The organism is Rhodococcus sp. NPDC127527 (assembly GCF_042672245.1).
Lineage (GTDB): Bacteria > Actinomycetota > Actinomycetes > Mycobacteriales > Mycobacteriaceae > Rhodococcus_G.
Window position 1 is genome coordinate 256,852 of record NZ_JBHXVP010000004.1, and the last position, 14,326, is coordinate 271,177.

Here is a 14,326-nt window from a genome sequence, read left to right on the forward strand (position 1 = left end):
CACTGACCCGGTGCTAGCTTCTCCCTACCGAGCGGTAAGACCGACACACGGGAGGCGGTGGGCATCATGGCGGCACGGCGCGACGACCGGCTCGTCGGACGCCGCATCCTGGTCACCGGCGCCGCCCGCAGCATCGGAGCGGCGCTGACCAAGCGCCTGCACCACCGCGGGGCCCGGGTCGCGTTGCTCGGCCTCGAGCCCGAACTGCTCGAGCAGGCCGCGACCGCCTGCGGGAACGCGCCGTGGCGGCACTGCGACGTGCGCGACCACACGGCGGTGTCCGCGGCGGTGAACGAACTGGTCGCCGAGCTGGGCGGCCTGGACGTCGTGGTCGCGAACGCGGGAGTCGGCGCGCAGCTGCCGATGCTCGGGGGCGACCCCGAGGTGATGCGCCGGATCGTCGACGTGAATCTACTGGGCACGTACTACACGCTGCGGGCGGCCGGCGAGCACATCGGGCACTCCGACGGCTACGCGTTGATCGTCACCTCCGGCGCGGCCGCCGTGCAGTTGCCCCTGCTCGGCGCCTACAGTGCGACCTCGGCCGCCGCCGAGGCGTTGGGCAACACGCTCCGGGTGGAGATGCGGCATCTCGGTACCCGAGTCGGTGTCGGATACCTGGGCGAGATCGACACCGAGATGATCTCCATCGGATTCGACAGCGCCGCCGCAGACAAGATCAAATGGTCGGGCATGTTCACGGCCGTGTCACCGCTCGAGACTGCGGTGAGCGCCATCGAGAGGGGAATCACGTTGCGCCGCAGACGGATCTACGCACCGGGGTGGGTCGGCGGACTGCTGGCGTTGCGGATGCCCGCGCAGCGGATCGTCGAGCTGCGGCCGCAGCCGCGGATGGCCGCGGCGATGGCGATCGCCCGCACCGAACGAGCCCGTTTCACCACTGCCCTGCCGGATCTCGAGGATCGCCTCCGATGAGCGCCCGGATCACCCCGGGGCGGCTGCGTGAGCTCGGGCCGATCAACTGGCTTCTGTGGCAAGTACTCTCGGCCGCATCGGGCACGCGCGACGCCCAGCTGTTCAGCACCCTCGGTCGCACCAAGGGCACGTTCCGGGGGTGGCTGCACTTCGGCGCGGGCCTGATGCCCGGCGGTCGGATCTCCCGGCACGAGACCGAACTGGTGATCCTGCGTGTCGCGCACCTGCGTGGCTGCGACTACGAGATGGACCACCACATCCGGCTCGGCAGGCGCGCCGGCGTGGACGCCGCCCTGCTCGCGCGGGTCCTCGCGGGCCCGGCCGCCCCGGGCTGGAGCGAGCGACACCGGGCGTTGCTGACCGCGGTCGACGAGCTGATCGCCACGAAGAACCTGGGTGACGAGGCCTGGGCGGCGCTGGCGGCGCACTTCGACGAGCGCCGCATGGTCGAGTTCGTCCTGCTCGTCGGCCAGTACGACATGCTGGCCACCTCGATCGCCACTCTGGGCGTCCGCCGCGACACCTTCCGCCGGTAGCCCGGCACCTGTTCACACCTTTCGGCTGGTGGCAAGCCTGCACGCGCCCGGTGTGAGTATCCCAACGAAACGGGCCGCACGAATTGCCCGGTCTCGGAGCGCGTCGGTAGCGTCGCGCCATTCGGCCGTGACGGACGTCCGCGCCACCGAGCAGTAGGAATCGCCTTGTCCACAGACACTCGGGATCTCGCGGGGCGCGGCACCGCCGCGTCGGTCGCATCCGACAATCCCAATCACGACCGCCGCTGGCTGGTGCTGTGCATCGTCGCGCTGGCGCAGCTGACGGTCGTGCTGGACGGCACCATCGTCTCCATCGCCCTGCCGCAGGCCCAGGCCGATCTCGGGATCAGCGACTCGGACCGCCAGTGGGTGGTCACCGCGTACGCACTCGCGTTCGGCGCACTGCTGTTGCTGGGCGGCCGGGTCGCCGACTACTGGGGTCGCAAACGCTCGTTCATGGTCGGTATGGCCGGCTTCGCGGTCGCGTCCGCCATCGGCGGCCTGGCGCAGAACGCCATGGAACTGTTCGCCGCCCGCGCACTGCAGGGGGTGTTCGCCGCGCTGCTCGCACCGGCCGCGCTGGCGATCCTGACCACCACCTTCGTCGGCGAGAAGGAACGCGCCAAGGCCTTCGCGGTGTTCGGCGCGATCTCCGGCGGCGGCGCCGCGATCGGGCTGCTGCTCGGCGGGTTCCTCACGGAGTACGTCGACTGGCGCTGGTGCCTGCTGGTGAACATCCCCGTCGCCGTCTTTGCGATCGCGGTGACCCTGCCGATCGTCAAGGAGACCAAGGCGCACGGCGACACCAGCTACGACATCCCCGGCACCGTGCTCATCGCCCTCGGCCTCGGCTTCCTCGTGTACGGGTTCACCCAGGCGGAGAAGCACGGCTGGGCGTCCACGCAGACCGTCGGTTTCATCGGCGCCGGACTGGTGGCACTGGCCCTGTTCGTGCTCGTCGAGAAGCGCAGCGCGAATCCCCTGCTGCCGCTGTCGGTGCCGTGGCACCGCGACCGCGGCACCGCGTTCATCGGGTCGATGCTGGTCGGGTCGGCGCTGCTGGGAGGCACCCTGTACCTCACGTTCTACCTGCAGATCGTGCTCGGTTTCAGCCCCGTCCTGGCCGGGGTCGGGTCGCTGCCGATGGCCGCGTTCATCGTCATGGCCGCGGGCGTGTCCGCGAACCTGAGCACCCGGATCGGCCCGAAGCCGCTGATGGTCGTCGGCCCCGTGGTCGCCGCGTTCGGCCTGCTGCTGCTCACCCGGATCGGGGTCGACACCTCCTACTGGACGCACGTCTTCCCCGGTCTGGCAACCTTCGGGTTCGGGCTCGGCCTGCTGATGGTGCCGATGCAGAACCTCGCGCTGATCGGCGTCCGGGACCACGACGCGGGCGCCGCGAGCGCACTGGCCAACGCGACCATCCAGATCGGCGGCGCGCTCGGCACCGCCCTGTTCACCACGATCTACGTGTCCGCGAAGACCGCCTTCACCTCGTCCAATGCCGCCCCGACCCCGCCGGCGGGCATCCCCGCCGAGGCTCTCGCAGCGGGAGTGCCGCCGTCGCCGGAGCAGTTGGCGATGCTGCCCGCGCCGGTGCAGGAGTTCGTGGCGGCCATGAAGGACTACTTCTTCTCCGCGGAGGTCTCCGGGTACACGCACGCCTTCGCCTGGGCGGCGGCGCTCATCGTGGTGATCTGCCCGCTGGTGATCGTGTTGGTGCGCGCGAAGAAGGGCGACCTGCCCGCCGAGGGCGCCGTCGGTATGCACTGACTGACGCCGCCCCGAGGGTGATGGGAACCATTGTTCGGTCTGACCGAATGATGGTTCCCATCACCCGTTTTCGGGGTGCAGCCGGGGACTACAGCGCGGCGCGGAGCACCTCGACGACAGGGGTGGAGTTGCGACCGATCAGGGCCTGCAGGTCGCCGCTCTCGGTGTCGAGCGCGCCCGCAGCGATGCCGGTGTCGGAGTTGGCGAGCATCGCGGCGAACTGAGCGGGCAGGCCGGCGGCCTCGAGCGCCCCGCGGTAGTCGTCCTCGGACAGGTCCCGGTAGGCGACGGGCGTGCCCATCACCTCCGCGATGGCACCGGCGAGCTCGGTCAGCGTGAGTCGCTGGTCGCCGCCGAGCTCGTAGACCTCGCCTGCCTGATCGTCGGCGAGCAGCACGACGGCGGCAGCCTCCGCGTAGTCGGCGCGCGCGGCCGCGGCGAGGCGCCCGTCGCCGGCGGCTCCGGCGAGGACGCCGCGGGCGGCGGTCCCGGCGAGGTCGCTGGTGTAGTTCTCCCAGTACCAGCCGTTGCGCAGCAGGGCGTGGCCGATGCCGGACGCGGCGAGCAGTTCCTCGGTCGCCTTGTGCTCGGGGGCGAGGCTCAACGGGCTGTCGGCCGCGCCGAGCACGGAGGTGTAGGCGACGAAGCCGACACCGGCGGCCCTTGCTGCGTCGATGATGTTGGTGTGCTGGACAATTCGCCGACCGATCTCACTGCCGGAGATCAGCAGCAGCTTGTCGACACCGACGAGCGCGGCCTCGAGCGCGGTGGGGTCGGCGTAGTCGGCGACGCGGACCTGGACGCCCTTGGCGGCGAGGTCGGCGGCCTTGGCCGGGTCGCGGACGATCGCCACCAGATCGGCCGGGTTCGCGCCGCGGGCGATCAGGGCGTCGACGGCCAGACGACCCAGGTGTCCGGTGGCCCCGGTGACGGCGATGGTCATGGCAAATCTCCTCAGCAGGCAGGTTGACGCTTCAATGCGGTTACCCCGTCCATCATGCACTTATTTTTCGTAAGTGCAACCACAACAGTAAGCTCTAACTGTGGAGCCGGTAGTAATCTGGAGCCCATGAGCGCCGCTGACCTGGACCGATCCGTCGACGACGACGCCACCCTCGAGGCCGACGTCTTCGCGCGGGCGTGCCTGTCCCGCCCGGTGCTGCAGACCATCACAGGGCGCTGGGGCGGCCTCGTCCTCGCCGCGCTCGGCGAGTCGCCGTACCGGTTCAGCGCCCTGCGCCGACGCGTCGACGGCGTCAGCGAACGGATGCTCTCGCAGACCCTTCAGCAGCTCGAACGGGACGGCTTCGTGCATCGCGAGGTCCAGGAGACGATCCCGCCCAAGGTCGAGTACAGCCTCACCCCACGCGGTGAACAGGTCGCCGAGCGACTGCTCGGACTGATCGATTTCGTCGAGTCACAGATGCCCGACATCCTCGCCGACCAGGACAGGTACGACAGCCGCTGACGCGGCCTACGAGTTCAGGTACGCCACCCAACCGCCGAACTCGGTGATGTCGGTGGCGCCGTCGATCGCGTCGTGAGTGCAGCCGAAGCCGACAACGCTTCTGCCGTTGGACAGTTCGACGCTGGTCAACGCCATCGGCGCGGGCAGTGCGGCGAGGAACCCGCCGAGTCCCGCGACCGAGATCCGGAAGACCTCACCGACCACCGGCGCACCCGCACCCGGTCCGCGCCGCACCAGCCCCGGCTTGGGCGGCACCGTGTCGAGCGCGTACAGGCGATACGCGTCGGTCGTGCTGACGGTCTCGACGAACCGGGCGCCGAGCTGCTCGAGCTGGAAGTGCAACGCCTGCCCGCGCAGGTGCGCCCCGAACACCGCGAGGTCGACACCGGTGTCCACGAGTGTCGGTGCCGACACCCCGGACAGTCGCGCCGCCAGGTCGATCGCCACCTGGTCGCCGAACGCCGGCACCACGAACATCACCCCGAACGGGTGTCCGAGCGCGGTCGGCGACCCCGGCACCGCGACGGCCGCCATGTCGAGCAGGTTGCAGAAGTTCGTGAAGGTCCCCATGCGCCGGTTCACCGCGATCGGGTCCGCCTGCACCGCGGCGACGGTGGGGTGCTCGGTGGTGGTCGGCAGCAACAGCGCGTCGCAGTCGGCGAGAACCTCCGCGGCAGCGGACTTCGCACGTAGCAACGCATCCAGGTCCGCGACCAGTTCGTGCGCGAGGGGCGTGCGGGCACCGGCCACGATGGCGGCCACGGTCGGATCCGCGCCCGCCGGGCGGGTGTCGAGGAACCGCCCGACCGCCGCGTACCGCTCGGCGACCACGGCTCCGTCGTAGAGCAGACGAGCCGCGGCCAGCAGACCCGAGATGTCGACGCTCTGCGTCACCACGCCGTCCGCCTCCAGCGCGGCCACGGTCTCACCGAACGCGGCGAGGTACTCCGGGCACAGCTCGGCCAGATCCTCTATGCGCGGCACCGCGATTCGCGGCGCCGCCGGCGCCGCCAGACGCACGTCCGACGGCCACGTGCGGCTACGGGGATCGCGTGGCTCGGGTCCCGCCATCACCCGGGCGGCCGCCGCGGCGCCGTCGAGATCGGCGGCGAACACGGTCACGCAGTCGTAGTCGACGCAGGCCGGGACCACCCCGGGCGCCGGGACGATGCCGAGCGAGAGCTTGAGCCCGACGATTCCGTTCAGGGCGGCGGGCACCCGGCCGGAGCCCGCCGTGTCCGTGCCCACACCGATGTCCGCGACACCGAGCGCCACCGCCACCGCCGATCCGGAACTGGACCCACCGGAGACCCGTTCGCAGTCCCAGGCGCTGCGCACGGCGCCGTACGGGCTCCGGGTCCCGACCAGCCCCGTGGCGAACTGGTCCAGGTTCGTCTTGCCGAGGACCACCGCGCCCTGCGCGACCAGCCGGCTCACCGCACTGGCGGATTCCGTAGGCAGGTAAGAGAATTCCGGACAGGCTGCCGTGGTGGGCAGGCCCGCCACGTCGATGTTGTCCTTCACCGCGACCAGCAGACCCGCCAGGGTCAGATCCTCCCCCGCGCCGAGCCGGGCCTCGACCGCCGCCGCGTCGGCGAGCACGTCCGCCTCCTCGCGCAGCGTGATCCACACCTCGGGGCGATCGACCTCCGCGATCCTGCGGTACGCGCGCACGACCCGCTCGATGGGGGTCGCCGTCGGTTCGACCACCGTATCGCCGAGAACACTCATCACTGCACTGCTCCAATCACGATCAACGGTGTGCCCGGTTCGACTTTCGCCCCGGGTTCGACGAGCACCTCGAGCACCGTTCCCGAGGTGGTGACGGCAACCGGCATCTCCAGCTTCATCGCCTCGAGCACGACAGCGGACTGTCCCGACTCGACGGTTGCGCCCGGTTCGACCTCGACCCGCCACACGGTGCCCACCATGGGCGCCTCCACGACCACCGCGCCGGGCGGCAGCTCCACCGCCGCGGCGACCGGTGCGGGCAGGTCCGGCACCTCGATGCGGTCGAACTCGCCCGCGGCCCGCCATGCGGCCTTCTCCGCCTCGAATGCTTCCGCCTGGCGGGCGTCGAACTCGGCGATCGAGTCGGCGTGCCGGTCGAGGAACGCGAGATGGTCGGCGAGCGCGAACGTGCCGTCCGATATCTCGGCGTTGAACCGCCCCGCCCTGGCCTGCGCGCGGTACTCGGTGAGCTGCTCGGCACTCACCGGCTCCCACACGATGCGATCGAAGAACCGGAACAGCCAGGGCTTGCCCTCCGCGAACGGCCCCTGCTGCCGGTAGCCCGACCAGATCGGCACCGTGCGGCCGATCAGCTGGTAGCCGCCCGGCGACTCCATCCCGTACACGCACAGGTACTTGCCGCCGATGCCCACGGCGTCCGACGGCGTCCACGTACGGGCGGGGTTGTACTTGGTGGTCACCAGTCGGTGCCGCGGATCGAGCGGAACCGCCAGCGGGGCGCCGAGATACACGTCTCCCAGCCCGAGGACCAGATACTCCGCGTCGAAGACGGCGTCGCGCACGTCGTCCACGCTGTCGAGGCCGTTGATGCGCCGGATGAACTCGGTGTTGGACGGCAGCCACGGCGCCCGATCGCGGACTCCGCTGCGGTACCGGTCGATCGCCTCGGCAATGGACGGGTCGTCGAACGAGAGCGGCAGTCGCACCGTGCGACTGGGCACCACCAGGTCACCGGTGGCCGGCAACTGCTCCTCGAGCTCCGCGAGCAGGCCGAGCAGGGTGGGCGACGGGAGCACGTCGGGGTCGAAGTGCAGGTGGAGCGAACGAACGCCGGGCGTCACGTCGATCAGTCCCCGAGGCGCGCACTGCGCCAACGCCTCCGACAGCGCGTGCACTCGCATGCGCAGTCCGAGGTCCAGTTCCATCGCGCCGTACTCGACGAGGATGTTGTCGTCGCCGCCACGCAGGTAGGTCACCTCGGGTCGATCGACGGCAGCAGCGACGCGGCCCAGCACTCCCCCGTCCGAGGCGGTCGCGTGCGCAGCCGACGGCGGCAGCATCGCCGCCCGGACCGCGTTCGAGGCGCGCAACTCGTCCGCACCGGCGTCGGTGACCGGCACGAACCGGATCTCGTCGCCGGGACGGATCTGACCGAACTTCCAGCGGTGCGCGCGGACGACGGTCAACGGGCAGGCGAAACCGCCGAGGCTCGGCCCGTCGGGCCCCAACAGAATCGGGGTGTCGCCGGAGACGTTGAGTGCACCGACGCTGTAGGGGTTGTCGTGCAGGTTCGACGGGTGCAACCCGGCCTCGCCACCGTCGGTGCGCGACCACGTGGGTTTCGGCCCGTCGAGCCGGATCCCGGTCCGATTCGCGTGCGCCTGAACCTTCCAGGTGGTGTCGTAGAATTGGGCCATGTCCTCGGCCGTGAAGTAGGTCGGAGCCGGCTGCGGGCCCTCTGTGACGGCCAGATGCCAGATGCGTTCGAGTACAGGACGATCGGCGACCGGGACGATTGCGGGAACGCCGAGACCCTCCTCGTCGTCGAGCAGGGTCAGGACGTCACCGGTGGCCACGGCTTTGCCGGTCACTCCGCCGAATCCGCCGAGCGTGAACGTCGCGGCACTGCCGAGGTACTGCGGGGCGTCGACACCGCCGCGGATCGCCAGGTAGCTGCGCAGTCCGTCACCCGCAGGCGTGCCGATGTCGAGAACTCCCCCGGCGGGCACGGTCACCGGCTCCCACATCGGCGCGGGCGCCCCGTTCACCGTGACCTCGACCGGCGCCCCGCCGACGCACACGACGGTCGTCGCCGAGAACTCCAGTCGCGGCCCCTGCAACGTGCACTCGAGTCCGGCCGCGGCCGCCGGGTTCCCGACCGCGGCGTTGACGAGGGTGAACGACAGGTCGTCCATCGGGCCCGAGGGCGGGATCCCCACCTCCCAGTGGCCGAGCCTGCCGGGATGGTCCTGCACGGTGGTCATCGTGCCGGCCCGCACGACGTCCATCCGCACCCCCGCCCCGCGCAGGTCGGCGAGCGAGGCCGTGGTGTGGTCGGCCGCGAGCACCTCCGGCATCGCGCAGATGTGGCGCAGCTGAGTCAGATTCGTCGGAATGCCGTACAGCCGGGTCTCGTCGAGCGCGGCGCCGAGCGTGGCGAAGGCACCCGACCTGGTCGTCGACGCGGTGATCACCTTGGCGAGCATCGGGTCGTAGTGGGCACTGACCTCGGTACCGATGTCCACCCAGGTCTCGACCCTGGTGTGGGCCGGGAACTCGACGCTGGTGAGCAGTCCCGCGCCCGGCCGGTAGTCGCGTGCGGGATCCTCCGCGTAGATCCGCGCCTCCACGGCGTGGCCGGCGATCGGCGGTCCCGAGTCCGGCAGCCCGTCGAGCATCGACGAATCACCCCGCGCGAGGCGCAGCATCCAGCCGACGAGGTCGACGCCGGTCACCTCCTCGGTGACCGGGTGCTCCACCTGCAGGCGGGTGTTCATCTCCAGGAACGACGCCTCCCCGCGGTCGACGTCGTAGACGAACTCGACGGTGCCCGCGCTGCGATAGTGGACCGAGGATGCCAGCGCGCGTGAGGAACTCAGCAGGCGTTCGACCAGTTCGTCGGTCAGTCCCGGCGCCGGCGCCTCCTCGACCACCTTCTGGTTGCGTCGCTGCAACGAGCAGTCCCGGGTGCCCAGGCTCAGGGTGCGACCGGCACCGTCGCCGAAGACCTGGACCTCGACATGCCGGGCACGCGCGACGAATCGCTCGAGGAACACCCCAGACGAGGCGAAGTTGGCCCGGGCGAGGCGCTGCACACGGTCGTACGCCCCGCGCAGGGCGACAGCATCGAAGCAGGCCTGCATGCCGATGCCGCCGCCACCCCCGACCGCCTTGAGCATGACCGGGTAGCCGATCTCGGCGGCCGCCGCGAGGGCGGACTCGAGGCTGTCGAGCAGCCCGCTGCCCGGAACCAGCGGCACCCCGACCGCCCTGGCCGCCTCCCGTGCGGTGTGCTTGTTGCCGAACACCCGCAGCTGCTGCGGGGTCGGCCCCACGAACGCGATGCCCGCCGACTCCACTGTCGTCGCGAATTCGTCGTTCTCCGAGAGGAATCCGTATCCCGGATGTATGGCACCCGCGCCAGTGGCGAGCGCCGCGGCGACGACCGCGTCCGCCCGCAGGTAGGACTCCTTGGCCGGCGCGGGCCCGAGTCGCACGGCGACGTCAGCCATCTCGACGTGTGCGGCCGCAGCGTCGGCGTCCGAGTACACGGCCACCGTCTTGAGCCCGAGCAGGTGCGCCGTCCGCATGATGCGGCAGGCGATTTCGCCGCGGTTCGCGACGAGCAGGGTGTCGAATGAAGAGTCGATCATGTCAGTGCCCTTCTGGGACAAGAGAGATGTCGGACTGTGTTCGGGCGGTCAGTTGCGCACGGCGTTGGCCATCCGGGCCAGGGACAGGGCCTGTTGTGCACGACCGAGGACCACCACCCGGGACTCGTCGATGTGTCCGAGCAGTGCGTCGTGGGCCCGCTGCAGGTGCCCGTCGAGGATCAGTTCGGCGACCGAGATGTGCTCGTCGATCGTGGCGCTCATCCGGTCCGCGGTCAGGTAGTCGAACATTCGCACCGGGCGGACCTTCGCGTTGACGCCCCCGAGCGCGTCGGCCAACGCCGGGTTGCCCGAGGACGCGAGCAGGGTGGTGTGGAATCGCTCGTCCAGCACCACGAAGCCGGCGTCCGGTTCGGGCGCGACCTTGCGCAGCGCGTACCAGGAGTCGAGTTCGGGGCCGAGGACGTCGGCATCGTGGCGACCCGCGCCACCGTCCAGGATCCGGCGGATCCCACCCAGCTCGAGCATGATCCGCAGCTCGTACAGGTCGCCGAGTTCGTCGAGCCGCGGCCGGTACGGGAACAGCCCGTGCTCGTCGCGTTCGACGAGCCCGTCGGACTGCAGCCTGGCCAGCGCCTCGCGCACCGGGGTCCGCGAGACGCCGTACAACTCCGCCAGGCGTTCCTCCCCGAGCCGCTCGGACGGGGCGAGACGCCCGCTCATCAGGTCTGCACGCAGCGATCGGTACACCCGCTCGCGCAGCGAGCCGCCCGTGTCGGCGTCCGACCTGCCGCGGCCGTAGCGCTGATGGCCGGTCATCAGATCGCCATCGCAGCGCGGACGGCCGCGGTCGAGTCAGCTCCCCCGGTACCGGTGGAGGTCACGTGTCCCGAGGCCAGCACGCTGTAGTGCTGGGCCGACTGCAGGGCGAAGCCGATGTGCTGTTCGACCAACAACACGCCGAGGTCGCCGCGGTCGGTCAGTTCCATGACGGTGCGCTCGATCTCGGCGACGACGTTCGGCTGAATTCCCTCGGTCGGCTCGTCGAGGATGAGGATCTTGGGCTCGGTGATCAGCGCGCGGGCGATCGCCAGCTGTTGGCGCTGCCCACCCGAGAGCAGTCCCGCTCGACGGTCCAGCAGGGCGGTCAGCGCCGGGAACAGGTCGAGAGCCTCCGCGACGAGTGCCTTGCCCCGTTTGCGGCCGTCCGCAACCACCTGCAGGTTCTCCGCGGTGGTCAGTTGTCCGAACGACTGCTGGCCCTGCGGGACGTAGGCGAGCCCGCGCGCCACTCTGGCACTGGGCCGCAGACCCGTCACGTCCTCGCCGCCCAACAGGATCCGGCCGGAGTTCACCTTGATCAGTCCGACGGCGGCCCGCAAGAGGGTCGTCTTCCCGGCACCGTTGTGCCCCATCACCGCGGCGACACCGCTGTCCGGAACGGCGAGAGAGACACCGTGGACCACCTCGGTGCGCCCGTAGCCGGCGCGGATGTCAATGAGCTCGAGCATGATCGGCCTCCGTGTCGTGGTGGTTCGCAGTCGCGGGGGCGCCGAGGTAGACCGCCTGCACCTTCGGGTCCGCCTGGACCTGCGCCACGGTGCCCTCGGCGAGCACCTTCCCGGCGGCCAGCACGGTCACCGAGGTTGCGAAGGCGCGCATGAAGTCCATGTCGTGCTCCACAACGACCACGGTCCGTTCACCGCCGATGCGCCGCAGTAGGTTTCCCGTCTCCTCGCGCTCCTCGAGGCTCATCCCGGCGACGGGCTCGTCGAGCAGGAGCACCGAGCAGTTCTGCACCAGCAGCATCCCGATCTCGAGCCACTGCTTCTGGCCGTGCGCGAGGATCCCCGCGGGCGCGTCCCGTAGTCCCGCCAGCCCGGTGGTCTCGAGCGCCTCCTCGATCTGGGGCAGCACCCCTTTGCGACGACGCAGCAGGCTCAGCGCGGACCGCCGCGCGCCCGCGGCGATGTCGAGATTCTGCAGGACGCTCAGCTCCTCGAACACGCTGGCGGTCTGGAACGTCCGCCCGATACCGAGCCGGGCGATGTGGTGGACCTTCCTGCCGATCAGTTCGATGCCCGACTTGGTGGCGGACCCGGTGGCGGGGACCAGTCCGGTGATCGCGTCGACCAGCGTGGTCTTGCCGGCACCGTTGGGGCCGATCAGGAAGCGGAGGTCGCCCTGCATCAGGGTGAGGTCGACGCCGTCCACGGCGGGGAACCCGTCGAACGTCACCCGCAGGTCGCGGATCTCGAGGTACTCACTCGACATTCCGGCGTTCCCACCCCGCACCGGGGCCTTGACCGTGTTGCTCATGACGGCACCTTCACTGGTTCGAGGGCCGCCGCCGCGTCGACCTGCGCGGGATCGGACACCTTTCGGACTCGGCTCCGAGTGCGCAGCAGCGCGATCAGCCCGGCCACGCCGGCCGGGAAGAAGCCGACCACGACGACGAACATCAGGCCCTGTGCGTAGATCCAGCCGGACGGCCAGTTCTCGGAGAACGCGGACTGCGCCCAGGCGACACCGATGGCACCGAGCACCGGTCCGAGCAGGGTGGCCCGGCCGCCGATCGCGACACCGATCAGGAACGCGATGGACGGCACGATGCCGATGTCGGCAGGCGAGATGATGCCGACGATCGGAACGAACAGCGCACCAGCGATGCCGGCCAGGAAGGCCGCGACGACGTACGCGACGAGCTTGATGTTCGCCGGGTCGTAGCCGAGGAACCGGACCCGCTCCTCCTGGTCGCGCACCGCCACCAGGAGTTCACCGTAACGGCTGTACATCAGCTGCCGGATCAGCGCGACGGCGGCGAGCAGCGCGCCCGCGGCGAGGAAGAACAGCATCCGCTTGTTCGCCGGATCGTTCAGATTGAACCCGAAGAAGGTGCGGAACCGGTTGAGCCCGTTGCTTCCTCCCATCGACTGCTGCCCGATCAGGAGAATCGCGAAGGCGGCGGCCAATGCCTGGGAGAGGATCGCGAAGTAGGCGCCCTTGACGCGCCGCTTGAACACCCCCAGTCCCAGCAGGAAGGCGACGGCGGCGGGCAGCAGCAGCACCGTCGCGATCGCCACGTACGGCGAGGCGAACGGCTGCCAGTACCCGGGCAGTTCGGTCTTGCCGGCGATCGCCATGAAGTCCGGCACTGCCTGGCCCTTGAGCTCGGCGTCGGCGACCTTCAGGTGCATCGCCATCGCGTAGGCACCGATTCCGAAGAACACGCCCTGCCCGAGGGTGAGCATTCCGCCACGCCCCCAGGCCAACCCGATGCCGACGGCGACGAGCGCGAAGCAGAGGAACTTGGCGAGCAGGTTCAGCCGGAAGTCGCTGAGCAGCGCCGGGGCCAGGGCGAACAGGACCAGCGCCGCGAGCGCGAAGCCGCCCCACACCCTGGTTCGGGAACCGGTCAGGAGGTTCATGCCAGACTCCTCGTCTTGACAGCGAACAGGCCCTGGGGTCGCACCTGCAGGAAGACCACGATCACCACGAAGACGATCACCTTCGCGATCGAGGCGGTGGTCGAGTACTCGACGAACGAATTGAGGATGCCGAGCGCGAACGCGGCGATCACCGCGCCCTTCATCTGGCCGAGCCCACCGACGACCACGACCAGGAAGGCGTCGATCAGATAGCTCTGCCCGATCGTCGGGCTGGTGGATCCGATCAGCGTGAGCGCGACACCCGCCACCCCGGCCAGCCCGGCGCCGATGAAGAAGGTGGTGACATCGGTTCTGCGAGAGGATATTCCGCTGGTCTCGGCGAGGCTCCGGTTCTGCACCACCGCCCGGATTCGTCTGCCCGTCGAGGTGCGGGTCAGCGCCAGTGACAGTGCGACCACGGCCACGATCGCCAGCACCAGGATGAAGATGCGAGTCCTGGGCACGACCGCGCCCAGTATGTCGACGCCTCCCGAGAGCCAGTCCGGCGCGACGACGTTCACCGCGGGCGCACCGAAGACGTCCCGGGCGAGTTGCTGCAGGATCAGCCCGACCCCGAAGGTCACCAGCAGTGTGTCCAGCGGTCGGTGGTACATGCGGGAGACGAGCAGCACCTCGAGTGCGGCGCCCATCGCTCCGCCCACGACGAAGCCGACCAGCAGGGACAGGAAGAGCGAGCCCGAGGCACTCGAAACCACCTGCTGCACAACGTAGGCGGTGTACGAGCCGGCCATGATGAACTCGCCGTGGGCCATGTTGATCACGCCCATCTGTCCGAACGTCAGCGACAGTCCGAGCGCCGCGAGCAACAGGATCGAGCCGATGCTCAGCCCGGTGAACAGTTGTCCGATCACGACATCCATC

At 70.1% G+C, this 14,326-nt stretch carries 12 protein-coding genes; 4 read left to right on the forward strand and 8 right to left on the reverse strand.

Translation table 11 applies throughout. The features are described from left to right. Window positions 1–66 precede the first annotated feature (66 nt). The 3 genes from ACFVH2_RS09845 to ACFVH2_RS09855 all read left to right on the forward strand — a co-directional run bounded on the left by ACFVH2_RS09845 (window position 67) and on the right by ACFVH2_RS09855 (window position 3,245). The gene (locus ACFVH2_RS09845) at window positions 67–936 is read left to right on the forward strand and encodes an SDR family NAD(P)-dependent oxidoreductase (RefSeq protein WP_378421965.1); all 870 of its coding nucleotides are present in this window, start codon (window positions 67–69) and stop codon (window positions 934–936) included. Beyond that, complete coding sequence (locus ACFVH2_RS09850; protein WP_378421967.1) at window positions 933–1,472, forward strand: carboxymuconolactone decarboxylase family protein; 540 nt, start codon at window positions 933–935, stop codon at window positions 1,470–1,472. The genes ACFVH2_RS09845 and ACFVH2_RS09850 overlap by 4 nt, the downstream gene beginning before the upstream one ends. A 165-nt stretch (window positions 1,473–1,637) precedes the next feature. Then, on the forward strand, window positions 1,638–3,245 hold the full coding sequence (locus tag ACFVH2_RS09855; RefSeq protein WP_378421968.1) for an MFS transporter: 1,608 nt from the start codon (window positions 1,638–1,640) through the stop codon (window positions 3,243–3,245). Between the two features lie 88 nt (window positions 3,246–3,333). On the opposite strand, the gene ACFVH2_RS09860 is transcribed toward ACFVH2_RS09855, so the two are convergent. Beyond that, window positions 3,334–4,188, reverse strand: coding sequence for an SDR family oxidoreductase (locus ACFVH2_RS09860; RefSeq protein WP_378421970.1), 855 nt, complete (start codon window positions 4,186–4,188; stop codon window positions 3,334–3,336). A 126-nt stretch (window positions 4,189–4,314) separates the two neighbouring features. Here ACFVH2_RS09860 and ACFVH2_RS09865 point away from each other — a divergent pair, with 126 nt between their 5' ends. Beyond that, the gene (locus ACFVH2_RS09865; protein WP_378421971.1) at window positions 4,315–4,713 is read left to right on the forward strand and encodes a winged helix-turn-helix transcriptional regulator; all 399 of its coding nucleotides are present in this window, start codon (window positions 4,315–4,317) and stop codon (window positions 4,711–4,713) included. Between the two features lie 6 nt (window positions 4,714–4,719). Here the strand turns inward: ACFVH2_RS09865 and atzF are convergent, their stop codons facing one another. The 7 genes from atzF to urtB are packed head-to-tail and all read right to left on the reverse strand — an operon-like array spanning window position 4,720 to window position 14,325. Continuing rightward, a complete protein-coding gene (gene atzF / locus ACFVH2_RS09870; protein WP_378421972.1) occupies window positions 4,720–6,444 on the reverse strand; it encodes an allophanate hydrolase in 1,725 nt (574 codons plus the stop codon). After that, on the reverse strand, window positions 6,444–10,058 hold the full coding sequence (gene uca, locus ACFVH2_RS09875; protein WP_378421973.1) for an urea carboxylase: 3,615 nt from the start codon (window positions 10,056–10,058) through the stop codon (window positions 6,444–6,446). Before uca ends, atzF begins: the two co-directional genes overlap by 1 nt. 48 nt (window positions 10,059–10,106) lie before the next feature. Next, window positions 10,107–10,835: a GntR family transcriptional regulator gene (locus tag ACFVH2_RS09880; protein WP_378421974.1), complete on the reverse strand. Its 729-nt coding sequence runs from the start codon at window positions 10,833–10,835 to the stop codon at window positions 10,107–10,109. Next, window positions 10,835–11,527, reverse strand: coding sequence for an urea ABC transporter ATP-binding subunit UrtE (gene urtE, locus ACFVH2_RS09885; protein ID WP_378421975.1), 693 nt, complete (start codon window positions 11,525–11,527; stop codon window positions 10,835–10,837). Before urtE ends, ACFVH2_RS09880 begins: the two co-directional genes overlap by 1 nt. After that, window positions 11,511–12,335: an urea ABC transporter ATP-binding protein UrtD gene (gene urtD, locus ACFVH2_RS09890; protein WP_378421977.1), complete on the reverse strand. Its 825-nt coding sequence runs from the start codon at window positions 12,333–12,335 to the stop codon at window positions 11,511–11,513. Before urtD ends, urtE begins: the two co-directional genes overlap by 17 nt. Continuing rightward, window positions 12,332–13,444, reverse strand: coding sequence for an urea ABC transporter permease subunit UrtC (gene urtC / locus ACFVH2_RS09895; protein WP_378421979.1), 1,113 nt, complete (start codon window positions 13,442–13,444; stop codon window positions 12,332–12,334). The genes urtD and urtC overlap by 4 nt, the downstream gene beginning before the upstream one ends. After that, the gene (gene urtB / locus ACFVH2_RS09900) at window positions 13,441–14,325 is read right to left on the reverse strand and encodes an urea ABC transporter permease subunit UrtB (RefSeq protein ID WP_378421980.1); all 885 of its coding nucleotides are present in this window, start codon (window positions 14,323–14,325) and stop codon (window positions 13,441–13,443) included. Before urtB ends, urtC begins: the two co-directional genes overlap by 4 nt. Window position 14,326 lies beyond the last annotated feature (1 nt).